Genomic DNA, 24,556 nt, shown 5'->3' with positions numbered 1-24,556 from the left:
CCATCAAAGTACGCGGGTATCGGGGTGTTCACTGCCCGGTACCGCGTCAACGTTCACTTCTACGGGGGAATTGATCCCGCGGGAATCGACAAAGCGACAGACGCGCCCTGCCGGTGCCGATGCCGGTGGGAGGCCCCGCCGGCGCCGGTGTCAGTTGCTTCCGGTGGACCCGGAGGTCGTTCCAGAGGTGGATCCGCTGTCCGAACCGCCGAGCTCCGTGACCCAGTCGGACACCGTGTTGAAGGTGTCCTTGACCGCGTTCCAGTAGCTCTTGCCCTCGCCGATCCAGTCCTGGAGCGGAGTGAGCTCCCAGACGAGCCAGCTGGCGACGACCAGCAGGACGAGCGTGAACAGACAGCCCTTGAGGCAGCCGAGCCCCGGAATCCGCATCGGGTTGGCGCCGCGCTGCCGGGGCGGGCGCGGCGCGGGCTGCTGGGGCGGCGGCTGCTGCGGCGGGGCGTAGCGCTGTTGCTGCTGCGGGGGCGGGGCGTACCGCTGCTGCTGCGGCGGGTGGGCCTGCTGGGGCGGGTACGGCTGCGGTGCCCGCTGCCGGCGCTGCTGCTGGGGCGGCGGGGGCTGCTGGCCCTGGGGCCGCTGCGGCCTGCGCCGGAGCGGGTCCTCGCTCGGGTCCAGGTACTGGACCTGGGTCTGCTCGTTGCGGTCGCGCGCGGCCCTGAGCTGGTTCTGCCAGGGGTGCGGGTCCTCGGGGCGCGGTCCGCCGTCGGGGCCGCCGGGGCCGCCCGCGCCGACCGGCATCACGGACGTCGGGTCGGCGGCGCCGGGCGCGTTCGTCGGCAGCACGCTGGTCGCGGCGGCCGGGTCGTACGATCCCGCGTTGCTCGGCAGGACCTGGGTCGGGTCGGCCGCGCCGGGCTCACCGGGCACGGCGGTGGGGGACGGGTCGGGCGCCAGCAGGGCGCCGACGCCCATCGCCGCGTTGATCTGGGCGGAGTTCGCGCGCGCGCCGATGCCGGAGGCGACGGTGCGCAGGGCGCGGGCGAGGTTGACCGCGCTGGGCCGCTCGTTCGGCTCCTTGCGGAGGCAGCGCTCCATGACCGTCCACAGCGGTTCCGGGACGCTGGAGGGACGCCGGGGCTCCTCGCTGAGATGGCGGTGGAGCACTTCGAGGGCGGTTCCGCCCGCGAACGGCGGGCGGCCGGTGACGAGCTCGTACATGAGGATGCCGGCGCCGTAGATGTCCACGGCGGAGGTCTGCGGGCGGCCTTCGGCCGACTCCGGCGCGACATAGGCGGGCGTGCCGACGAACTCGTGGGTCCGGGTCAGCCCGGGCGAGTCGGCGAGCCGGGCGATACCGAAGTCGGTGAGCATCGGGTGCAGCTGGTCGCCGTCGTCCTTCAGGAGGACGTTGGCGGGCTTCAGGTCGCGGTGCACGACGCCGTCGGCGTGGCTGGCGGCCAGCGCGTCCGCGATCTGGGCCGTGAGCAGTGAGGCCGCGACGGGGCTGAAGGGGCCGTTCTGCCGCAGGTAGTGGTGCAGGTCGGGGCCCTCGACCAGGTCCATGACGAGGGCGAGGAGGTCACCCTCGACGACGAGGTCGCGGGTCCGCACGATGTTGGGGTGGGTCAGCCGCAGCAGGACGGAGCGCTCCCGCAGGAAGCGCATCACCACGTCCGCGTCGTTCGCGAGCTCCTCCTTGAGGACCTTGATCGCGACGGTCTCGCCGGGCTGCCCGGCCACCGCGGCCTCGGCGCCTGCGGTCTCCCGCTGACGGGCTCTCCAGACGGTGCCCGTGGCGCCGCGCCCGAGGGGCTCCTCCAGGAGGTACTTGCTGCCTACCGGCCGCACGTCACGCTCTCCCTGCTGCTGGTGGTCCTTGCATGGCCCCGGGGCCACCCGGGTGTCCGACCCACTTTAGGGCCTGTCGTTCGAATCCTGTCGGGCTCGCGGGGCCCGGACGCCGTTCGTGGGTCCCCGGGCCGGGTTCCCCGCGCTCATGTTCGGGTGGAAGACGCGCGCCTCCTGCGGATGGTTGCCGTTCACGTGTACCCGCGGGGGCCGGGACGATCCCAACACGCTCCCAACCACGCACTTTTGCACCCACAGCCGACCATTCAAGATCACTTGCCGGTGGTCCGTGGGCGTGTTGTCGGTGGCAGGTGCGAAGATGCCACCCAGCACTCGATGTGTGGGGTCGTTCGCTCACCGTCCGTGCCGACCTGTACCGGACGATGTGTCGGTGCCGGGTGGGGGGATTCACACAGGGCAGCACCCCTGCCGGGCACCCCGCGCAGAAGGGACCGCTGACGGCGATGCAGATCCGGCTGACCGTCCTCGCGCCGCGCAGCGGCCATCCCGCGGGGCGCGCGTGCGACGTGCTCGTCACCGCCCCGGCGGGGACGGCTCTCGCGGCCGTCGCCTCCGGTCTGGCCACGGCCGTCGCCGGACCCGATGTCTCGGGCCCGGTCGTGCTGTACGCGGGGCGGGAGCGGCTGGACACCCAGCGCCGCACGCTGGGCGAGCCGCCGCTGGTCGACGGCGCGGTGCTCTCCCTCCAGGTCCCCGGTGAGGACGACGCGCCCGCCGACGACGTCCCGGCCCAGCTCCATGTGGTCGCGGGTCCGGACGCGGGCGGGGTGCATCTGCTGCACGGCGGTCAGGTCAGGATCGGCCGTTCGGCCGAGGCCGACGTACCGCTCGACGATCCGGACGTCTCACGGCTGCACTGCGCGGTGACCGTCGCCGACGACGGCCATGTCTCGGTGGCGGACCTGCATTCCACGAACGGCACGACCCTCGAAGGCGTACGGGTCGGGTCCTCGGCCGTGCCGCTCCCGGCGGGCGCCCTGCTGCGGCTGGGCGAGTCCGCGCTGCGGCTCACCTCGGGCGGCCGGACGCCGACGCTGGCGGCCACCCCGGACGGCGAGGGGCATCTGCGGGTCGCGCGCGGCGCCGTGAGCGGCCCGGCAGGCGGCGAAGCGGGCGCCGCGACGGCGTCCGGCGCCCGGCCCGGCCAGGACTCCGCTCCGTACGGACCGGGCGCCGGTCCCGCCGGCCGGACCGTCCACGCGCAGGGCGGCCCGGCCGTCACACCCCGCGTGCCCGACCCGCGCACCCCCCGGTCGGAGGCCGACACCCGGTACGGCGACGCCCTGTACGTGCCGGTGCCCGGCGCCGGCCGGCGTCCCGCCCACGACCGGGCCGAGAGTGACGAGACTCACGGCGCCCCCGACGAGGACGGCCCGCAGGGACACAGCCGTACGCCCGGCTCCCGCGGCCAGGGCACGCCCACCCGCGGCACGGAGCTGCCCGAGGGGCCCGGCAGGCGTCGCGGCGGGATAGGCGCCTGGGCCAGACGGCTGGCCGGCACCCGCGACGAGGAGTTCGCGGACGACGACCTCCCGGAGGCCACGGCATCCGGGCCCCGCGCCACCGGCCGGGCGCCCCTCGACGACACCTGGCCCGACCCCGCCTCCGTACTGATGACGGCGCTCGGCCCCGGCCCCCGGCTCTGGGAGCGCGGCCCCGGCCACCCCGAATCGCTCGTCCTGCGCCTCGGCACGGCCGAGCGGCACTCCCCCGACGGAGGGGTTCCGGGGCCCACGGCCCCGGTGACCGTGAGCCTGCGCGAGGCCGGTTCGCTCGGTCTCGCCGGTCCCAGGGAGCGGCTGACCGGTCTCGCCAGGTCCGCCGTGGCCCAGCTCGCCGCGCTGCACGCCCCCGCCGATCTGGAGATCGTGCTGGTCAGCGCGGACCGCAGGAACAGTGTCGAGCAGCGCAAACGGGAGTGGGGCTGGCTCGGCTGGCTGCCGCACGTGCGCCCGGCCCACGGCCAGGACTGCCGGCTGCTCCTCGCGTACGACCGCGACCAGGCCACCGCCCGGCTCGGCGAGCTGACGCGCCGGCTGGACGAAGGACCGCTCGGTACGGGGTGGGCGTCGGCCGACAGCGGGTCGATCGCGGAGGCCGCCCGGCGGTACGTGGGGGCGGCGACGCTGGTGGTCGTGGACGGCGATCCCGGTTCGGCGGCGCTGCGTGAGACGGCCGCGCGGCTGGCGGGCGCCGGCTCCGTGGCCGGTGTCCATGTGATCTGTCTCGCGGAGACCCCGGCGGCCTCCCCCGTCTCCCCGGTCGCCGCGACGTACGAGACGGCGTGCGCGGCCTCGGTCGCCTTCCGTGAGTGCGGGGCGGTGGCCCTGCTGAGCGGCGATGTCGCGACGGCCCTGCGGCTGCTCCGTACGACGGTGGGACAGCCCGCCGGGCACGGCACGGTCGCGACGGTGGACGCGGTGTCCTCGGCGTGGGCCGAGCGTTTCGGCCGGGCGCTGGCTCCCCTCCGTACGGAAGGGGGCACGCAAACCCCGGGGCGCAGCCGGCAGGCGGCCGAGCTGCCCCGGTCGGCCAGGCTGCTGGACGAGTTGGGGCTGGCGCGCGCCACGCCCGCGTCGCTGATGGCCCGTTGGGCGACGGCGGCCGGGAGCACCACGGTGCTCGGCACGGGGCCGCACGGCCCGGTGACGGTGGATCTGGTGGAGGAGGGCCCGCATCTGCTGATCGAGGGCCCGCCGGGCAGCGGCCGTACGGAACTGCTCCGCGCGGTGGCCGCCTCGCTGGCCGCCGGGGGCCGTCCGGACCGGCTGGGTCTTCTTCTGGTGGACGGGGCGGGCGGTGAGCGCGGCGAGGGTCTGGGTGCCTGTACGGAACTGCCGCATGTGACCGAGCACCTGGTGGCGTCGGACCCGGTCCGGATGCGGGAGTTCGCACAGGCGCTGGGGGCGGAGCTGAAGCGGCGCGCCGAGGTGCTGGGGCGGCTGGACTTCGCCGAGTGGCACAACAGACGTGAGGTCGCGGAGCGGATGGTGGGCCAGCGCGCGCCGAGCCCGGCCGAGCAACGCGGTCCGCGGCGTGAGCGCGCCGAGCAGCAGATGCCGGGGCAGCAGCAGGCGGCCGGGCCCAGAACGCCCTCGGGGGGCGCCCAGGGTCCCCCGGTCACGGGCGGGCCGGAGCAGCCGCCGACGGGCCCTCCGGGCGCGGGCGGCGCCCCGGACGGCGGCACCCTGCGGCTGCGCCAGACCTCCGCCCGTACGCGCGGCGAGCCCGGCCCCGGCCCCGTCCTCCCCCGGCTCATCGTCCTCGTCGACGACTACGACGCCCTGGTGGCGCCCGCGCTGGGCAGTCCGGGCCGGCCGGCGGCCGGTTCGGTCGTACGGGCCCTGGAGGCGATCGCGCGCGACGGCGAGCGGCTGGGCGTCCATCTGGTCGCCACGTCCGCCCGCCCGGAGCGGACGTCGGAGACGGAGCTGGCGGGCCGGACCCGGCTGCGGGTGGTGCTGGACACCCCGCCGACCGCGCCCGGCCCGGACGATCCCCTGCCGGGCCGCGGCAGGCTCGGGCATCCGGACGGGCGCGTGACGCCGTTCCAGGGCGGCCGGGTGACCGGCCGTATCCCACGTACGGCGACGCAGCGGCCCACGGTCGTCCCGCTGGAGTGGGAGCGCATGGGCGACCCGCCGACCCGCCGGCCGGTACGTGAACTGGGCAACGGGCCCACCGATCTGGCTCTGCTCGCGAGTGCCCTGGAACGTGCGGCCCGTTCGGTCTCCGCGGTACCGGTGGGACCCCTGGGGCGCGTCTGACGACGACCAAAGGCGGCCCCCGTGAGGAGGGCCGCCGGTCACCGTCGTCAACAGCCGCCCCGCCGCCGGGGATTGGATGTATCGCGGGCATATCGAAAACCGGATACGCCACCGCAACATCCCGCCGTCTTCAATGGGTTCATGAAGCACGACGCATCCCCGTCGGCACGGCCCCGCCGCACGCGCGGGACCGTGCTCCTCGTCCTGGCCGTCCTCGCGCTGGCGGGCGCCGCCCTCGTCGTACGGGGGCCGCTCATGATGGCCGCCCCGAGGTGCGCGGCGGGGCGGTGGCACGGCTGCTACGACACGTTCAACGGTGTGCTGCTCATGATGGTGGTGACGCTGCCGCTGTCGGCGCTGGTGGTGTGGGCCCTGGCGTACCGCCGGCGTGGCGACGGTGTCACCTGGGCGTGGCGGAGGTCGCTGGCCGAGGTGGGCATGGTCCATGGGACGGTGCCGCTGGTGTGGCTGATCCTCATACCGGGGGCGGCGGCGGGGAGCGTCCCCGGACGGGTGAGTCTGGTACCGCTGCGTGACCTGGCCACGATGGGGCCGCTCGGGATCACCGGCAATCTGCTGATCTTCGCGGCGCTGGGGTTCTTCGCCCCGATGCGCTTCGCGGCGCTGGCGTCCCTGCCCCGGATTCTGGCGCTCGGTGCCGGCTGCTCGGCTCTGGCCGAAACCGCGCAGTATGTCCTTCAGCTGGACCGGGTGTCCTCCGTGGACGACGTCCTGGTCAACGCCACCGGTGCCGTACTCGCCGCGCTGGCGTCCCGCCGCTGGTGGCGCGACTCGCCCTCGGCGCCCTCGGACCTGCCTCGCCCGGCCCTCGCGCCGGCCGGCTGAGCCGTCCGTCCGGCAGGGGTCGCCAGGGGGTCACCCGGTGACCGAAAGCGGACATCCTGACTCCATGGACCATTTCCGTCCGGATCTCGACGGCCGCCCTGCCTTCACATCTCTGAAATTACCCCTACGTCCGTAAACCACGTCACGAGCCCATCACGATCTTCGAATTGAAGCTCAAGACAGTATTGCGGCCTACGGTCACTGCGCGTAGGACTTACCGCACGGGACAAGGACGGCGTCGTCGGCTCGCTCGGGGCGCGCGTCCGCATGCGTAAACATGCGTCAAGATCCGCACGCGCACGGAAGAGACGGGGCAGTCATGCGTACAACTCTTAATGGCCGCAAGGCATTTGGAGCCGGAGCACGCTCAGCAGGCCGGGGGTCGCACAGAGCGGTGGTGGCGGCCGTCGCCGTGGGCGCCGTGGTGCTCACCGGTTGTAGTGGCGGCTCCGACGACAAGGAGGACGGTGGCGGCGAGAGCAAGAAGCCCGCGGCCACGGTCGAACTGCCCAAGTTGGACGGCGAGAAGATCCAGGTCGCCGCCGTGTGGACCGGCCCCGAGCAGGCCAACTTCACCAAGGTGCTGGACGAGTTCGAGAAGCGGACCGGGGCGACCGTCACGTTCGTCCCCGCGCAGGACCCGATCGTCAACTTCCTCGGTACGAAGATCGCGGGCGGCAGCCCGCCGGACGTCGCGATGCTCCCCCAGGTCGGCGCGATCACGCAGGCCGTGGAGAAGAAGTGGGCCAAGCCCGTCGGCGCCGAGGCGAAGGCGCAGCTGACGAAGAACTACAGCAAGGGCTGGCAGGACCTCGGCGCGGTCGACGGCGAGCAGTACGGCGTGTACTACAAGGCCGCCAACAAGTCCCTGGTCTGGTACAACAACACGGCCTTCGAGAACGCGGGCGCGGCCGAGCCCAAGACCTGGAAGGACTTCCTGACGACCGCCGACACGATCTCGGCGTCGGGTGTCACCCCGGTCTCCGTCGGCGGCGCCGACGGCTGGACGCTCACCGACTGGTTCGAGAACATCTACCTCTCGCAGGCCGGCCCGGAGAAGTACGACCAGCTGGCCAAGCACGAGATCAAGTGGACCGACGCGTCGGTTGCCACCGCGCTCACCACGCTCGCCGAACTGTGGGGCAAGCCGGCCTTGATCGCCGGCGGCGCCGACGGCGCGCTCCAGACCGAGTTCCCCGCCTCCGTCACCCAGACCTTCACCGGTGGTGACGCGCCGAAGGCGGGCATGGTCTTCGCCGCCGACTTCGCGGGCGTCAACGTGACCGAGGCCGGCGCCAAGGTCGGCACGGACGCGAAGGTGTTCCCGTTCCCGGCCGTCGGCGCCGACTCCCCGGTGGTGACCGGTGGCGACGCGGCCGTGGCCCTCACGGACAGCAAGGGCGCGCAGGCGCTGCTGACCTTCCTGGCGTCCACGGACGCCGCGCAGATCCAGGCGGAGGCCGGCGGCTTCATCTCGCCGAACAAGGCCCTGGACGGCGCGGCGTACCCCAACGACGTGCAGCGCGACATCGCCAAGGCGCTCATCGACGCCGGTGACGACTTCCGGTTCGACATGTCGGACCAGATGCCGCAGTCGTTCGGCGGTACGCCCGGCAAGGGCGAGTGGAAGGCCCTCCAGGACTTCCTGAAGAACCCGAAGGACGTCAAGGGCGCTCAGCAGCAGCTGGAGTCGGACGCCGCCAAGGCTTTCAAGAGCTGACGCGGTGAAGTCGGCGACAACAGGGGGCACCGACACCGCGGTGCCGGCGCCCCCGCCCCCCACCAAGGGGAAGCGCAAGAGCGTGACAGGCACACGTAAAGGCCTCGCGGTGGCGTTCCTGCTGCCCGCGCTGGTCCTGCTGGGCGCGCTCGTGGTCTACCCGATCGGGTTCTCCGTCTACAGGTCGTTCCTCGACCAGTCCGGCGACAACTTCGCGGGCTTCGACAACTATGTGGAGATCTTCACCGAGGACACCATCCGGACCGCGATCAAGAACAACTTGATCTGGGTGGTGGTGGCCCCCACGGTCGCGACCGCTCTCGGTCTGATCTTCGCCGTACTCACCGAACGGGTGCGCTGGGGAACGGCGTTCAAGATGATCGTCTTCATGCCGATGGCGATCTCGATGCTCGCCTCGGGCATCATCTTCCGGCTGGTGTACGAGCAGGCTCCCGAGCGCGGCATCGCCAACGCCGTCGCCGTGGGCGTGCACGACACGTTCTCCGAGTCGGCGGGATATCCCAAGGCCCGCCCGCTGCCCGTGCATCCGCTGAAGCCGGGCGACGCCAAGGGCTCGTTCGTCACCAAGCAGCCCGTCTCGGCGGGCACGCCGGTGCTGATCCCGCTGGTCGGCGTACCGCCGGACAAGATGCCGTCCGACGCCCAGCCCGCCAAGGCCGCCGAGAGCGGCGGCGGCGAGATCACCGGCACCGCCTGGCTGGACTTCACCAAGGGCGGCGGCGGCAAGCCCAATATCGTCGACTCCAAGGAACTCGGCCTGGGCGGCCTGAAGATCGAGGCGGTCAAGGACGGCAAGGTGATCGCGTCGGCGAGCGCGGCCTCCGACGGTACGTTCACCCTGCCGGCCTCGGCCGACGGAGCCGTACTCCAGCTGCCCGAGAGCAACTTCAAGGAGCCGTACAACGGTGTGGACTGGCTCGGCCCGTCCCTCGTGACCCCCGCGATCATCGGCAGCTACCTGTGGATGTGGGCGGGCTTCGCGATGGTGCTGATCGGCGCCGGTCTGGCGAGCATGCCCCGTGAACTCCTGGAGGCGGCACGGGTCGACGGCGCGAACGAGTGGAACGTGTTCCGCCGGATCACCGTCCCGCTGCTCGCTCCGGTCCTGGCCGTCGTCATGGTCACCCTGATGATCAATGTGCTGAAGATCTTCGACCTGGTGCTGATCATCGCGCCGGGCTCCGCCCAGGACGACGCGAACGTGCTGGCGCTCCAGCTCTACCGCTCGTCGTTCGGCACGGACGCCGACGTCGGCGTGGGCAGCGCGATCGCCGTATTCCTCCTGCTGCTCGTGATCCCGGTGATGCTCTTCAACATTCGCCGGATGCAGAAGGAGAACCGCCGATGACCACGACAGACACAGCGGTACAGGCGGAGCGGCCCCTGCCGGCGGAGACGTCGGTGAAGCCGAAGCCGTCCCTGCCCGCCCGTATCGCGGCGAAGACCGGCGGCGGGGCCGTCTCGGTCTTCCTCATCCTGGTCGCCCTGTTCTGGATGATGCCGACGATCGGTCTGCTGATCTCCTCGCTGCGCGGCTCGTCGGACATCGCGGCGAGCGGCTGGTGGGAGGTCTTCACCAAGCCGGCGCAGCTGACCACCGAGAACTACTCGGAGCTGCTCTCCAACGACATCATCACCAACTCCCTCTGGTCCACGGTGATGATCACGGTCCCCTCGACCGTGCTGGTCGTGGTGATCGGCTCGCTCGCCGGGTACGCGTTCGCGTGGATGGACTTCCCCGGCCGCGACTGGTGGTTCATGCTCGTCGTCGGCCTGCTGGTCGTCCCGGTGCAGGTCGCGCTCATCCCGGTCTCCGAACTCTTCGGTGAGATCGGGATCTTCGAGACGACCTTCGGCGTGGTCATGTTCCACGTCGCCTTCGGACTCCCCTTCGCGATCTTCCTGTTGAGGAACTTCTTCGCGGAGATCCCGAGGGAGCTCCTGGAGGCCGCCCGGCTCGACGGCGCGGGCGAGATCCGGCTCTTCACGCGGGTCGTGATGCCGCTCGGCGGTCCTGCCATCGCCTCGCTCGGCATCTTCCAGTTCCTCTGGGTCTGGAACGACATGCTGGTCGCGCTGATCTTCGCGGACTCAGACTCCCCGCCGATCACGGTCGCGCTCCAGCAGCAGGTACGGCAGTTCGGCAACAACATCGATGTGCTGGCGCCCGGCGCCTTCCTCTCGATGATCATCCCGCTGGCCGTGTTCTTCCTGTTCCAGCGGCAGTTCGTCTCGGGCGTCATGGCGGGGGCGGTCAAGTAGGGCCACTTCGGGCACCCGTTCGACGGAGAAGTACGCCAAAAGGGGCGGGCCGGTTCAACCACCGGCCCGCCCGGCGTATTTGTCCCCCGTATGCCACGTCTGGCGTAACCAGGTCACTCCATCGGCCGTTCCCGAGCCATGGCCCGGTTCAGCATCATCGTCCCCGCGTACAAGGTCCAGGCGTACTTGCAGGAGTGTCTGCGGTCGGTGCTCGACCAGACCTACGAGGATTTCGAACTCATCGCCGTGGACGACGGATCACCCGACGCCTGCGGGACCATTATCGACGAGACCGCCGCCGGGGACCCGCGTGTGGTCGCCGTACACCTTGCCGAGAACGAGGGCCTCGGCCCGGCCCGCAACGCGGGAATGGCCCATGCCACGGGCGATTATCTGATCTTTCTCGACGGTGACGACACCCTGACCCCCGGCGCCCTCCAGACCATCGCGGACCGGCTCAAGGAGACCGACGGGCCCGATGTCCTGGTCTACGACTACGCCCGTACGTACTGGTCCGGCGAGGTCGTCCGGAACGTCCTGTGCGACCTGCTCGACGAGAGCGGCCCGGCGCCCTTCCGGCTCACCGACCGGCCGGGGCTGCTGCGGGTGCTGATGGTCGTCTGGAACAAGGCCTACAGCCGCGAGTACATCGCCCGCCACGGCTTCAGCTTCCCGCCGGGCTACTACGAGGACACGCCCTGGACGTTCCCCGTCCTGATGGCCGCCGACTCGATCGCGACGCTCGACCGGGTCTGTGTGCACTACCGGCAGCGGCGCCAGGGCAACATCCTCTCCACGACCAGCCGCAGGCACTTCGACATCTTCGACCAGTACGACCGGGTCTTCGCCTTCATCGACTCACGGCCCGCGCTCGACGAGTGGCGCCCCGTGCTCTTCCGGCGGATGCTCGACCACTTCTCCAAACTCGTCGCGGCGGGCGGGCGGTTGCCGCGCCGCAGCCGGCCCGAGTTCTTCCGCCGGGCCCGCGCCCACCACCGCCGGCACCGCACCCCCGGCTCGGCGCCGCTGCTGCGGGCGCGGCTGCGCCACACCCTGTTGCGGTTCGGCGCCCACCGTACGTACCGCGCCCTGTGGACGGCGCAGCACCTGCAACTCGGCGCCCACCGGATCGCGACGACGCTCGGCCGGGCCGTCCGCGCCGGGGCGTTGCAGCTGCACTACCGGATCCAGCGGTGCCTGCCGGTACGGCAGAACAGGGCGGTCTTCGCGGCGTACGACGGCCGGGGGTACGCGTGCAACCCGGCGGCCATCGAGGAGAAGGTGCGCGAACTCGCCCCGCACATCGCCACGTCGTGGATCGGGCGCGCCGAGTACCACCACACCGTGCCCACCGCCACCCGCAAGCTGCGCCCCGGCAGTTTCGGCTACTGGACCGCCCTGGCCCGCGACAAGTACCTCGTCAACAACGTCAACTTCGACCCGCGCCTGGTCAAGCGCCCCCAGCAGGTCCTGCTCCAGACGCACCACGGCACCCCGCTCAAGTCGATGGGCCTGGACCTCCAGGACCACCCGGCGGCGGCGGGCCGTACCGAGTTCGACCGGCTCCTCGCGGGCGCGGACCAGTGGGACTACTCCCTGTCCGCGAACCGCCACTCCACCCTCGTCTGGGAGAAGGCCTATCCGGCGGGGCACACGGCCCTCGAATACGGCTACCCGCGCAACGACGTGTTCCAGCGGGCCACTTCGGCGGACGTGGCCCGGCAGCGGGAGTGCCTGGGCATCCCGGACGGCTTCACGGCCGTGCTGTACGCGCCCACCCAGCGCGACTACCGGCGCACCCCGTACGTCCCGCTGGACCTGGAGCGGCTCGCCCAGGCGCTGGGCCCCCGCTTCGTGGTGCTGACGCGCGCCCACCACACGTACGAGGCCCCGCTGCCGCACACCCCGCACCCGCGCATCATCGACGTCTCGGGGCACCACCGGGTCGAGTCGCTGTGCCTGGCGGCCGACGCGCTCATCACGGACTACTCGTCGCTGATGTTCGACTACGTGAATCTGGACCGTCCCGTGGTGATCCACATCGACGACTGGGAGGCGTACGAGGCGGCCCGCGGCACCTACTTCGACGTCCGCGCTTTCCCACCGGGCGCGGTGGCCCGCGACGAGGACGACCTGATCGACATCTTCACCACGGACCACTGGCGCGGCTCCCGCTCGGCCCAGCTCCGCGCGGCCTTCCGCGCTCGCTTCTGCCCGTACGACGACGGCCACGCGGCGGAACGGGTCGTGCGCCGCGTCTTCCTGGGCGAGACGGCGAACCTCCCGGAACCGATCCCCCTGGAAGGGCGCACCCCGGCACCCTCCCCCCTGTCGCTGCCGCACCAGCGGCACGGACGGAAGATGTCGCAGCTACGGCGCTGAGGCGCGCGGGGGCCAGGGGGGGGAGCTTCGACGGGCTCTAGAGGTCCAGCAGCGCGAACAGCTCGTGCCAGCGGCGCAGGATCTCCGGCTGTGAGTAGCGCTGGACGTTCGCGCGGGCGCGGTCGCCCAGGGTGTCGCGGAGGCGGGGGTTGCCCGTCAGACGGAGCAGGCGGTCCGCCAGGGCGTCCGTGTCGCCGGGGGGTGCGAGGAGGCCGTCCTCGCCGTCCGTGATGATCTCCCGGACGCCCGGGGCGCAGTCGAACGCCGCGCAGGGCAGGCCGCTCGCCATCGCTTCCATCAGGGCCAGCGGAAAGCCCTCGCCCCGCGAGGACTGGACGAAGACCGAGCTCTCGGCCAGCGCGGCCGGTACGTCGTCGGTGCGGCCCATCCAGTCGACCGAGCCGTCCAGGCCCAGCGCGGTGCACCGCTTCCTCAGCGCCTCCGCGTCCTGGCCGGCGCCGTAGATCCGCAGGCGCCAGTCGGGGCGCTCCGCCGCCACCGCCGGCCAGGTCTCCAGGAGCAGATCGATGCCCTTCTGGTCGTCCAGCCTGCCGATGCTGGCGACAGTCTTCCCGGTGCGTGGCGAGGGCTGTTCGGGGAGGGAGCCGAGCGCGTTGGGCATGGCGCCGACGTTGTCGAAGCCCTCCGCGATCCAGGCGTCCGCGTCCTCCTGGGTGAGGGTGAGCCAGCGGTCGACCCGGGGGTAGCTGTTCTTGATCCAGCGGAAGCGGTGGCACCGCTTGCTGTACTCGTACGACTCGTGGCTCATCCCGATCAGCCGCAGACCCGTGGTGTCGGCCTCCAGGACCCACTCCATCGGCCAGACCTGCGTGATGATCACCAGCGCCCCGGGCCCGGCCGCCCGGAAGATCTCCGTCAGACGGGCGACGGCACGCCGTTTGTCCGCCACCCTGGCCGCCTCGCGGCGCCGTGCGCGGAGGTCGAAGCGGTCGAGCGGGGTACGCGGCTGCCAGGGGGTCGGCGGGTGGGAGGGGTAGAGCGCGGTCACCGGATAGGCGGGCGGCTCGGGGAGGGTGAGTTTCAGCTCGGCCTCGTGGATGCCGACGACCTGGACGCGGTGACCGTTCGCGCTGAAGAGGCGGGCCATCTGGTGGGTCCAGGCCGTGACGCCGCCGAGGACGTCGGTGGCGTTGGCGAGGAGGATCAGCTCGCGGGGGACGGTGGTGAGCGCGGTGCCGGTCACCGGCGGGTCCTTCCTGCGAAGAGCACGTCCAGGGCGGTACGGGCGGCCAGACCGCTCTCGAAGCCGCCGAACTTGTGGGCGAAGCGGGCGCGTTCCGCCCGGTGCCCGGTGTCGGAGAGCTTCAACTCCGCCATCACTCGGAGCAGTTCGTCCTGGGTGGCGACCACAGGTCCGGGGGCCTCGGCGCGCAGGTCGAAGTAGCTGCCGCGGGCCGCCACGTACTCCTCCAGGTCCGGGGCGAAGAAGACCATCGGCCGGTCCAGCAGGGCGTAGTCGAACATGATCGAGGAGTAGTCGGTGATCAGCACGTCGGCGAGACAGAGCAGTTCGCTGACGTCATGGTGGCGGGACACGTCGATCACCGTGCCGGGCGGACAGACGGGCAGCACGGCGGACTCCAGATAGTGCGCCCGTACGAGCAGGACGTACTCGTCACCGAAGCGCTCCGCGAACCGCTCCGCGTCGAGGGGCAGTCGCACCGCCCGGCCCTTCTTCGGCATCCCCCGGAAGGTCGGCGCGTACAGCACCACCGTGCGATGGTCGGGGATGCCCAGCTCGGCCGCGAGCGCGGGGCGCGGGAAGCGGCCCCGGGTCTCGTCGTCGGCGCGGGCGCGGACCAGCCGGTCGTTGCGCGGATAGCCGCAGCGCACCAGGGACTCGGGGGCCTGCCGGTAGTCGCGTGCCAGGGTCGTCACATCGTGCTCGGACCGTACGAGGAAGTGGTCGAAGCGGGCGAGCGCGGCGCTCAGCTTGTCGCGCTCGGAGACGTTCTGCGCCTTGATCCGGCTCTCGGCGAACCCCATGCGCTTGTACGCGGAGCCGTGCCAGGTCTGGAGGTACGTGGTGCGGGGAGGCTTCCTCAGGTCGAGCGGGAAGCCCTGGTTGTCGACCCAGAACTGGGCGCGGGCCAGCGTCCACAGATACCGCCAGGAGAGCCGGCGGACCAGCCGCGCGTCGGCGGGAAAACCGTCGGTGGACGACGCGTACGACCAGGCGCAGCGCACCTTGCGGCGGCCCTGCGCGCGCAGTTCCTCGTACATGGCGCGCGGGCTGTCGCCGTAGCACTTGCCCATATGGCTCTCGAAGATCACCGAGCCCCTGCGGACGGGGAGCCGGATCAGCAGCCGGTTGTAGACGCGCGTCTTGATGGAGCGGGAGGAGAGCCGGTCGAAGCGCCGGCGTACCCCCTTGGCCAGCCGCTTCAGCTTGCGCGCCGGGCGGAAGTGGGTGAGGTAGTGCAGGGCCGCCGCCGCGACGCGTCCCGGGAGGCGGCGCGCTTCGAGTTGCAGCGCGAGGTGGTGCTTGACCGTGACGTACGGCTTCCAGGTGTCGCCGAACAGCCGCCCCGGGCGCGGACGCGCCAGGTAGCTGCCCGCCGCCTCGACCCGCTCCCGCTCCAGGAACAGCGGACCGCTGGTGGTGCCCGCCGGTGTGTGCAGGGCGAGGTGCGGGTCGCACACGCGCTCCCGCGCTCCGCCGACGCGCAGCAGCGCGCCGATCTCGACGGAGGCGCGCCAGCGCACGGCGTCGCCCTCGCGCCACACCTCGTCCACGGGTGCCCGGAACACGCGCCGCCCGTCGCTGCCCCGGGCCAGGAACTCCAGCGTGGCGGTCAACGGGGCTTCGGGGGCGAGGAGTTGGAGCGGCGCCGGGAGCCGTCCTTCGAGAACGAGCCGCTCGCCCTCCTGCCCGCAGTGGGTGAGGCGGTTCATCAACGGGGTGCCGGCGAGGGGCCGGTACTGGTGGCCCAGCGCCGTGACGTCGAGCGCGGCCCGCTCCCTCGGGTCCTCGGGCAGCGCCGCACGCCAGTAGACCCGCCCGTCCCGCTCGGCCAGCGCCGAGGTGACGGTGTCGGGCCTGCCGAGCGCGTAACCGGCGGCCAGGGCGCCGTCGGCGTCCCCGTCGACGAGGAGTTGGAGGCAGACCCGCTCCAGGGGCGCCAGGTCGAGCCTGAGGTCCGGGTCGGTACGGACGGCGGGCAGTGCGGCGACCAGGGCGGCGGCGCGGGCCCGCGCGTCCGCGTCGAGCTTGGGGAACTGGCGGGCCAGCGGCAGCAGCCGGTCGGTGAGAAAGGCCCGGTCGCGGGCCTCGCGCAGCGCCGTACGGTTGCGGAACAGGGGCAGTTCGGCGACGCGTACGTGCGCGGCGAGCTGTCCTTCCAGCGTGCCGGCCGGGTCCTCGGCCGCCCGCCCGCTGACGACCAGGTTGGGGACGAGCGTGATCCGGCGTGCGGCGGCGGCCATCTCCGCGCCGAACAGGATCTCGGCGCGGTCGAGGTCCTCGGCGTATCTGAGTCCCGCCCGGTCGAGGAGCGCGGTGCTGACACAGAATCCGGTCACCAGGGCGTCGGCGACGACGAGTTCGGGGGCGTCGCCCAGCTCGTCGACGGTGCGGGAGCGCGCGTAGAGCTGGCTCTCGACGATCCGGGCCGGGGGCTGCTCCTTGACGCGGCGCCCGGCGCGCCGGGTCCACCGGCCGGCGACGAGTTCGGCGCCGGAGCGTTCGGCGGCCTCCCAGAGATTGCGGCAGGCGTCCTGCTGGAGGCGTTCGCCCTCGCCGAGCACGGTGGCGTACCGGCCGCGCGCCTGGTCCAAGCCGTGGTTGCGCAGTGCGGCGGTGGTGGGGGCCTCGGCGCCGGACGTGACGATCCTGACGCGCGCCGGGTCCAGCGCGGCGAGTTCGTCGGCCACGGCGCGTACGTCCTCGGCGGCTGAGTCGGCGTCGGCGAAGCCCGCCGCACCGGCCGGCCGCCCGGGGCCGAGCCCCTCACCGCCGGCGTCCCCCGCGCCCCCGCCCGCGGTCTCCGGCGGCCCGGCGGCCGTCAGCCCGAGCACCACCACCGCCTCCGTGGCCCGCATGGTCTGGGCGACGACGGACTCCACCGACCTGCGCAGCGCCTGCGCGTCCCGCCCCGCCGTGACGACACAGCTGATCTCGACCGCGCTCATGCGCCGCCCCCCACGGGCATCAGGTCCGCGACACGGCGGGCGGCGCTGCCGTCGTCCAGATCGCAGAAGGTCTCCCGGAACCGGTCGTACGCGTCGTTGGGCAGCCGCGTCCGGGGGTCCCGCAGGGCCGCCACGAGTGCGGCGGTGTCGGCGACGACCGGCCCCGGCGCCTTGGACGCGAAGTCGAAGTAGAAGCCGCGCAGGGTGTCCCGGTAGTGCTCCAGGTCGTACGCGTGGAAGTACATCGGCCGGCCCGTCTGCGCGAAGTCGAACATCAGCGACGAGTAGTCGGTGACCAGGACGTCGCTGATCAGCATCAGCTCGGCGACGTCCGGGTAGCGGGACACGTCCCGTACGAAGCCGGACCCCGCGCCCGGGACCGTGCCGCCCACCAGATAGTGGCGGCGGACGAGCAGCACATGGTCGTCCGCCAGCTCCTCGGCGGCGTGTTCCAGGTCGAGCCGGAGGTCGAGCCCGTACCGGCCGCCCTTTCGTGGCTGGTCCTCGCGCCAGGTCGGCGCGTAGAGGATCACGCGCTTGTCCTCCGGAATCCCGAGGTGTTCGCGCAGGGCCGCGGCGACCTTGGACCGGTCGGGCGCGTACAGCAGGTCGTTGCGCGGATAGCCGCACTCCAGGACCGTGCCCTCGTAGCCGAAGGCGCGGCGCATGATCGGGGTGGAGAAGCTGTTGGGCGAGACGAGCACGCTCCACTGCGCCGCGCGCGCCGGCAGGGTGGCGATGTACGCCTCGTCGGCGTGCGCGCCGCCGGTGAGATCGCGGCCGATGCGCTTGAGCGGCGTGCCGTGCCAGGTCTGTACGACGTGCTGGCCGTCCGCCCGCTCGAACCACTCCGGCAGATGGGTGTTGGTGACGATCGACCGGCTGCGGGCCAGCGCCTCGTACCACTCCGCGCTGTGCAGTTCGACGGCGCGCACGTCCCGCGGCAGGGCCACCTGCCGGTCGCGTACGACCCACAGGTGTTCCACGGGGGCCCGTCTGCGCACCAGTTCCTCGTGGACGGCGCGTGGCGAGTCGGAGTACTGCCTGCCGTCGAAGCTGCTGTAGAGGACGGCGTCGCGCAGGGGGCCCGCCGTGCGGCGGTCGGAGTAGAGGCGGCGCAGCCGTTGCTGCCGGTAGGCGCCCCGGTCCTGCTCGGGGAGGACGGACCCGGAGTGCAGCTGGAGCATGTCCTGCTGGTGCCGGTCCAGGGTGAACTCGCGTCCGTCCAGGCTTCGTACCAGCGGGAGCGTCTGATGGCGCGAGGGCTGGATCCGTACGGCGGTGTAGCGCTCGGGGTCGCTCTCGCCCGGCTCGCGCACGGACAACAGCCAGCGTCCTTCGGGCAGTTGGTGCACTCCGTTCAGCCCTTCGACGGCGCCCGGCCGCAGGGCCGTGCGGAACCGGCCGTCCGGGAGGACATGGAGGGGGAAGACGTTCTCCTCGCGGTGGGCGCTGTGCCGGAGCACCAACTCGGCCGCGCGCAGGGCGGGTTGGCTGCCCTCAAGGACCAGCTCACCGTCGTCGGTCCAGTCGACCGTGTCGACCACCGGCTGCTCGGTCTGGTCGCTGAGGACCAGATCGCCCGCCGCGTTGGCGGTGACGTACAGCTCCCGGCCGTCGCCGAGTCCGTAGTGTCCGGGCCGGACCGCGCCGCGCGCCGCCACGGCGAAGCGGCTGCCGTTGGCCCGTACGAGATGGACGCCCCAGGGCACGGTGGCCCGCCGGCGCGCGGCGGGGTCGCCGAAGACCGACAGCGGTACGTCGGCGCTGAACCTGCCGTCCGCGAGGCGCAGCGGGAAGGCGTGGACCTCCTTGGTGTACCAGTTCTGGACGGCCAGGCGGGTCGGTGGGCTGCTGCTCGTGGGGTGGAGCAGCCCCTCGATCCGTACGGCGCCGTCGACGGCGCCGCCCCCGGTCGTGCCCTCGTCCGCCGTCGTGCCGTCATCCGCTGTCGTCGTGCGGTCGTCCGTCGTCGGGGGGCGGCCGTGGCCGGTCAGCAACGCGCGGACCGGCTCGACACGCAGTTCGAGCTTGTTGCCGGAGAGCGCGGGCACGACGCGGGTGGTGTCGTCCACGTAATGCACGGCCGGTACGGCGGGCGCCGCGCCCGAACCGGTCAGCCGCAGCGGGGCCCGCCGCAGCCGCCCCGCCCCGTACACGCCCATCTCCAGCCTCCACACGGTGCGGGAGTTACGGGATCCCGCCCCCTTCGCCTTCGCGAGCCGGCCCGGGTCGACCACGGTCTCGAACCCGGCCCAGTCGTAGGCGTGCAGCCCCTGCCTCGACTCGTACGTCGCCGCGGGCATCCGCACGGTGCGCGTCCGCAGCGGCAGCATCCGCCGCTTCCCGGTACGCAGCCACGCCAGCTTGAGGGACTTGCGGCGCGCGTCGGCGGGCACGTTGCGCACGTACGCGTAGCCCTTGAGGTGCAGTCGCCCCTCGCGCCAGACCGCCTCCGTGAGATGCGAGGTCACCGGCAGCTCCTTGGGCCTGAGGGTGGCGACGGCCCGGGGCAGACCGCCGGTGAGCACCGGGTACTCGGCGCGGGACCTGCGCAGCCCCCGTACGCCGAAGGCCCCGGGGTCGGCCTTCTCATGGGCCAGCAGCGCGAGGAGTTCGGGCATCCGGTGTTCGCGGATCAGATGCCACTTGACGCGCAGATGCAGCGGCAGGGCGTCGAAGACGCTCTGGTCGACCGTCGCGGCGAAGGCGTTGGCGTGGTCGAGGAAGGCCGCGTGGAAGTCGGCGTCACCCTCGGGCAGCGCCTCGATGAAGAGCCACAGATCGCCGGAGAGGACGTGCTGGTGGTAACGGCGCCGTGCGTCGGCCCAGTCGATGTCACCGCCGCCCGCGTCCGTACGCCCCCGCTCGGCGAGGAAGTCGCAGACCGAGGAGACGGCGGTGACCCGGTCCCGGATCCCCCTGGGCACCGCGCGCTTCGCGGTGATCGAGCCGTCCCTCGTACGCCAGTGGTAGACGGGCCCGGAGAGTACGTCGACACCGCCCGCCAGGAAGTACGCGGGGAGCACGACGGCGATGTCCTCGTACAGCACCCCGGAGGGGAAGGCGAAGGCGTGCCGGTCCCAGAAGGTCTTCCGGAAGACCTTGTTGCAGGCGATACGGTCCCCGAGCAGCACCCAGTCGCGGGTGAGCCGGGTCCCGGAGCGCTCCGTCGCCATCGGCTTGCGGAACATCGGCGCCTGGACGAGCGCGCCGCCGGGACCGAGCCTGAGCACGTTGCCGGTCGCGAAGTCGGAGCCGGAGGCGTCGAGCGCGGCGAGCATCCGCTCGTACGCGTCGTCCGGCACGACGTCGTCACTGTCGACGAAGGTGAGGAACTCCCCCCGGGCATACCGGACTCCGGTGTTGCGCGCCGCGCCGAGCCCGGCGTTCTCCTGCTCGACCAGCCGGAACCGTTGATCCCGTTCGGCGAACCGTCTCGCGATCCCCGCGCTCCCGTCCGTGGATCCGTCGTTCACCATGACGATCTCGGAGTCGGCCATGGTCTGTCCGGCCAGTGAGCGTAGGCAGTCGTCGAGGTACTCCTCCACGTTGTAGATGGGCACGACGACGGTGAGGCGGGGGGTCATGCGTGGTGCACGGTCCTTCCGAACTTCCGGATCTGCGTGGGAACAGCGGTGGATTCAGGGCTTGACGGCGATCCGGCCCTCGTCCATGCGCAGCATGAGCAGCCGTTCGCCCGTCTTCTCCAGGAACTCGTCCACGGCCTGGCGCGAGCCCTGCCAGTAGCCGTAGTCGTCGATGAGCAGCACACCGCCGCTCACCAACCGGGGGTAGAGGAACTCCAGTTCATGCCTGGTGGAGGCGTACCAGTCGGTGTCCAGGCGCAGGATGGAGATCTGCTCCGGCGCCTGCTGCGGCACGGTGTCCTCGACCATGCCCTGCACGTAGTGGACCCGCTCGCCGGGGTACGGCACCTTCTCGAAGCCCGCCTGTACGTCCTCCAGCGAGGCGATCGCCCAGATCGGCCGGTCCTTGCCCTGCGCCGCGAGCAGCTCCCGCGCGGACTTGCCGTCGCGCCGCAGATCCTCGGCGGTGGGCGGCGGCATGCCCTCGAAGGTGTCGAAGAGATGCAGGCCGCGGTCGGTCTCGCCGAGCGAGAGGAGCGTCTTCGCGCAGGCCTGCATCGAGCCGCCGCGCCAGACGCCGCACTCGACGATGTCACCGGGGATGTTGTGCCGTACGACATGGCGGGTGGCGAGGATGAAGGCGTTGAGGCGCTCCGGGGAGGTCATCGTGTACGGCTTGACCGCGCGGATGATCGACTTCGCCTCGTCGTCGTAGTCGGCGGGGAGGGCCGCCGCCTTCGGCTTGGGCTTGGGCTGTGCCTGCCCCGGCACCTGCGCCTGGCCCGGGGACTCGGCCTTCGCGGTGGCGGCCGGCCGCTCCTGCGCCGGTACGGCGGCGGGCGCCGATGTCGCCGGCCGGGGGGCGGGGACCGGGATCCGCCTGAGCTGATATCCGGTGAGCTTTTCGAGTGCGCCGTTCACTGCGCTTCGCCATGCCATGCCGACGGACGGTACGCGGAGAACTCCGCGGATGTCACCTTTCGTCAACTCCCTCCGTGTTATGCCTCTTTCGTGTCTGTCTTGGCCGTTACGGGCTCCGCGGCCCCGGGCCGTGCCTCCGGGGACGGCGCGGGTACGAGGGGGGCGGCGGGGGCCGTCGGGGTGGAGGGCGCGGAAGGCTTGGCGGGGGCTGTTGGGGCGCCGGGGCCTGCGGGAGCTGCTGGGGTGGCCCGGCCGCAGCGGTCGCGCCCGGCGACCGGCTCGGGCAGCGGGACATCCTCGACGCCGCCGACGCGGTTGGCGTACCGCACGGTCAGTTCCCGTACCGCGTACTCCCACACCCGCCGCCTCGCCCGGCGCGGCCGGCGGAACACCCCCACCGAGTCGCCCCAGTAGGCGCGCTTGCCGTCGATGGCGGCGTAGTCGAAGCGGATGCCCTTCATCGGCGGGAAGTCCGTGTAGGCCTCGGCCAGTTCGAGCCCGGCGAAGGCGGCCATGGCCCGGAACCCGTCCGGGTAGTACCGCCAGCAGTCCTGCGCGTCGTGCACATGGCCCCGGGAGGGGGCGGTGACGAACGCCAGCCCGCCGGGGCGCAGGACGCGTGAGATCTCCATCATCGACGCCCAGAAGAACGGGATGTGCTCGAAGGCCTGGCCGGAGAGCACGAAGTCGGCGGTCCTGGACCGCACCGGGATGCGGTAGGGCCTGGGCATCACGATGTCGACGTTGGGTCCGTCCAGGACATCGACCCCGATGTACTCGACATCCCGCCCGTCGAGCAGACCGCGGTGGGTGAGGGACTGGTTGGGCGAGATGCGCGAGCCCAGGTCGACCACCCGGTGGCGGCCGGACGCGGGCATGTACTCCTTGACGCAGAGCTCCATCTGCTCGTACGCGGACTTGTGCACGGTGACTCACTTTCCATCCGGCTCGTTGGGTGCGGCGCTCCCCCGACGCCGGTGACGTCTCGTCTCGTCTCCCGACGTTCGAGGACATCAACGCCCGTACGGCCGTATGGTCACGTGATCACGCGCCGGGCCCGATAGGTCAGTTGGCGGTCGCCCCCGCAGGGTCGCCGGGCTCCGTCTCCTCGCCGGGCCCCGGTCGGCCACCGGGCTTCCGCCCGCCTCCGGGCGGCGATTCGCCGGCGGGCAGCGGTCCGCGTCCGGACGCCGTTTCGCCGACGGCCGTCTCGCCGACGCCCGTCTCACCCATCGCGCGGTTGCCGACCACCGCTCCGTCCAGCGGGACCGTCGCGGCGACCGTCGCCTCCGCCGGGGCCGCGAGCAGCGTGCGGTAGACCCCGTCAAGGATGTCGGCCTGCGCCTCCCAGGTCCACTGCGCCAGCAGTCCCGGGCGGTCGTACGCCGCGCGGTAGGCGGCGGGGTCGGCGAGCACGTCCCGCGCGGCCCGTACGAAGTCGGCGGTGTCCTCGGCGCGGAACACCTCGCCCTGCCCGGTCTCGCGCACCTTCTCGGCCATCGTGCGTACGTCGCTGACGACGATGGGCAGCCGCGCGTGGGCGTACTCCATGAACTTGGTGATCAGGGCGAGTTCATGGTTCGGCCAGTGGTGGATCGGGATGACGCCGATGTCGGCGGTGGCCAGGAAGGGCACGATCTGCCAGTGCGGCACGTACGGCAGCGGGTGCACGCGGTCGGCGACGCCGAGTTCCGCCGCGTGCTCCAGCACCTTGCGTACGACCCAGCCTTCGGGCGCCGGGACGATCAGCGCCGCGTGCGCGCCCGGCAGGTGGGGCAGCGCCTCGATGAGGGTGGCGAGCCCGCGCTGCGGCGCGAGGGCGCCGCTGTAGACCAGCAGCGGGGTCGCGGCGTCGACACCGCACAACTCCCGCAGATCCGGGACCGGTTCATGGGCGCGCTCGGCGGGCGGGCCTCCGCCGGGGGCGTTGAGCACGACGACGGGCATCCGGGACAGCCGGTGCTCCTTGTGCAGCAGCTCGGCCAGCGTCTGCGAGACGGTGACGACGGCGTCCGCGCACCGCCCGTACTCCCGCTCGTGCGCGACATGCGCGGGCATCCAACGCCGGTACCCGGCGCGGGGCTTGATGCCCGGCAGATACTCGTGCGCGTCCCAGACCAGCTTCACGCTCCGGCCCCGGCCCCGCGCGCGGTGCACGGCACGGGCGCCGACCCCGATCATCCGGAAGTCGTTGGCGTGGATGAGATCGGGTTCGAGCGCGTCGACGACGGGGCCGAAGGCGAACTCGTAGTCCCACAGATACGGTTCGAGTCTGCGCCAGCAGCGGTCGCCGAGCAGGGCGCGCCACATGGCCGTACGGAGCCGCTCGGGGAGCGAGTCCGGGTTGCGTCTGCCTTCCACCAGGGCGAGTTGGCGATGCCGGAAGCCAACCCAGCGGGCCAGGATCCGCGCCGCCGTACGCCGGATCAGGAACCGCCGCCCCTCGGCGGACCTGCGGGCCAGCAGATCGGCGCGCCACGCCTTGACCCACTGCTTGCGGTGGTGCGCGATGCCGCCGCGCCGGTAGGCGAAGAGCCGGGGAAGAACGACTCTGCGGTAGTCCCTTCGGCGTTTCGCGAGCGTCATCACCACGGGGACCAGCTGGACTTCGGCGTCACCGATGGTCCAACGGTGCCGGTCCCGGTCCGGCGACTGGCCGAGCAGCACCACGTCCCAGCCGGCGTCGGCCATGGAGCGGGCGGCCTTCTGTACGCGGGAGTCACCGTTGACGGCGTTGTCGACGAGCATGACCACCCGGCCCCGGCCGCGTCCCCTGCCGCCCGCGGCGACCGGCTCTCGGGGCCGTCCGGAATCTGGTGTGGAAGCGACAGTCATGGCGCCATTCCTTCGGCTCGTCCTCACGCGCTCGGCTTCGCGCTCGTCTTCGCGGAGGGACCTGCCCTGGTCCGCCCCACCGGGCAACGAAGGTTGGTCCACCAGGGCTACGGAGACGGACACCATGTCACCCGTACGGCGGCTACAGCAGCCGGGGGGCGCGCACCGAAGCGAAGACGGGCGGGGGCGCGGACGGGGCGCATCGGACCGGCGCGGAGGGGGAGTTGGGGGTA

The 24,556-nt window shown here is 72.3% G+C and carries 13 protein-coding genes; 6 read left to right on the top strand and 7 right to left on the bottom strand.

From position 1 onward, the window contains the following. Positions 1 to 150: 150 nt before the first annotated feature. Positions 151 to 1,806, bottom strand: coding sequence for a serine/threonine-protein kinase (locus tag ACFWU9_RS25725; protein WP_384322321.1), 1,656 nt, complete (start codon positions 1,804 to 1,806; stop codon positions 151 to 153). A 464-nt stretch (positions 1,807 to 2,270) separates the two neighbouring features. Between ACFWU9_RS25725 and ACFWU9_RS25720 the strand changes: the two genes are divergently transcribed. From ACFWU9_RS25720 to ACFWU9_RS25695, 6 genes are all read left to right on the top strand, one after another. Then, positions 2,271 to 5,594, top strand: a complete 3,324-nt coding sequence (locus tag ACFWU9_RS25720; protein ID WP_384322423.1) for an FHA domain-containing protein — start codon at positions 2,271 to 2,273, stop codon at positions 5,592 to 5,594. A 141-nt stretch (positions 5,595 to 5,735) separates the two neighbouring features. Continuing rightward, positions 5,736 to 6,440 (top strand): VanZ family protein, encoded by a 705-nt coding sequence (locus ACFWU9_RS25715; protein ID WP_384322319.1) that lies wholly within the window; start codon positions 5,736 to 5,738, stop codon positions 6,438 to 6,440. 319 nt (positions 6,441 to 6,759) lie between these two features. Then, a complete protein-coding gene (locus ACFWU9_RS25710) occupies positions 6,760 to 8,160 on the top strand; it encodes an ABC transporter substrate-binding protein (protein ID WP_384322317.1) in 1,401 nt (466 codons plus the stop codon). Positions 8,161 to 8,164: 4 nt separating this feature from the next. Beyond that, the gene (locus tag ACFWU9_RS25705) at positions 8,165 to 9,529 is read left to right on the top strand and encodes a carbohydrate ABC transporter permease (RefSeq protein ID WP_384322316.1); all 1,365 of its coding nucleotides are present in this window, start codon (positions 8,165 to 8,167) and stop codon (positions 9,527 to 9,529) included. Continuing rightward, positions 9,526 to 10,443: a carbohydrate ABC transporter permease gene (locus ACFWU9_RS25700; protein ID WP_384322314.1), complete on the top strand. Its 918-nt coding sequence runs from the start codon at positions 9,526 to 9,528 to the stop codon at positions 10,441 to 10,443. The genes ACFWU9_RS25705 and ACFWU9_RS25700 overlap by 4 nt, the downstream gene beginning before the upstream one ends. 138 nt (positions 10,444 to 10,581) lie before the next feature. Further along, positions 10,582 to 12,825 carry a CDP-glycerol glycerophosphotransferase family protein gene (locus ACFWU9_RS25695; protein WP_384322312.1) on the top strand — a complete coding sequence of 748 codons (2,244 nt, stop codon included), beginning with the start codon at positions 10,582 to 10,584 and terminating at the stop codon, positions 12,823 to 12,825. A 37-nt stretch (positions 12,826 to 12,862) separates the two neighbouring features. On the opposite strand, the gene ACFWU9_RS25690 is transcribed toward ACFWU9_RS25695, so the two are convergent. From ACFWU9_RS25690 to ACFWU9_RS25665, 6 genes are all read right to left on the bottom strand, one after another. After that, on the bottom strand, positions 12,863 to 14,029 hold the full coding sequence (locus ACFWU9_RS25690; protein WP_384322310.1) for a glycosyltransferase: 1,167 nt from the start codon (positions 14,027 to 14,029) through the stop codon (positions 12,863 to 12,865). Then, a complete protein-coding gene (locus tag ACFWU9_RS25685; protein WP_384322308.1) occupies positions 14,026 to 16,977 on the bottom strand; it encodes a CDP-glycerol glycerophosphotransferase family protein in 2,952 nt (983 codons plus the stop codon). The genes ACFWU9_RS25690 and ACFWU9_RS25685 overlap by 4 nt, the downstream gene beginning before the upstream one ends. Then, entirely contained in the window at positions 16,974 to 20,567 is a 3,594-nt protein-coding gene (locus ACFWU9_RS25680) for a CDP-glycerol glycerophosphotransferase family protein (RefSeq protein ID WP_384322306.1), read from the bottom strand. Before ACFWU9_RS25680 ends, ACFWU9_RS25685 begins: the two co-directional genes overlap by 4 nt. Before the next feature lie 54 nt (positions 20,568 to 20,621). Beyond that, on the bottom strand, positions 20,622 to 21,506 hold the full coding sequence (locus tag ACFWU9_RS25675) for a TylF/MycF/NovP-related O-methyltransferase (protein WP_384322304.1): 885 nt from the start codon (positions 21,504 to 21,506) through the stop codon (positions 20,622 to 20,624). A 59-nt stretch (positions 21,507 to 21,565) separates the two neighbouring features. Then, positions 21,566 to 22,414, bottom strand: coding sequence for a methyltransferase domain-containing protein (locus ACFWU9_RS25670; RefSeq protein ID WP_384322302.1), 849 nt, complete (start codon positions 22,412 to 22,414; stop codon positions 21,566 to 21,568). Between the two features lie 139 nt (positions 22,415 to 22,553). After that, complete coding sequence (locus ACFWU9_RS25665) at positions 22,554 to 24,323, bottom strand: glycosyltransferase family 4 protein (RefSeq protein ID WP_384322300.1); 1,770 nt, start codon at positions 24,321 to 24,323, stop codon at positions 22,554 to 22,556. Between the last annotated feature and the right edge of the window lie 233 nt (positions 24,324 to 24,556).

The organism is Streptomyces sp. NPDC058653 (assembly GCF_042716895.1).
Taxonomy (GTDB): Bacteria; Actinomycetota; Actinomycetes; order Streptomycetales; family Streptomycetaceae; genus Streptomyces.
Note: the sequence above shows the minus strand (reverse complement) of the source record. Positions and strands in the feature narration are given on the sequence as shown.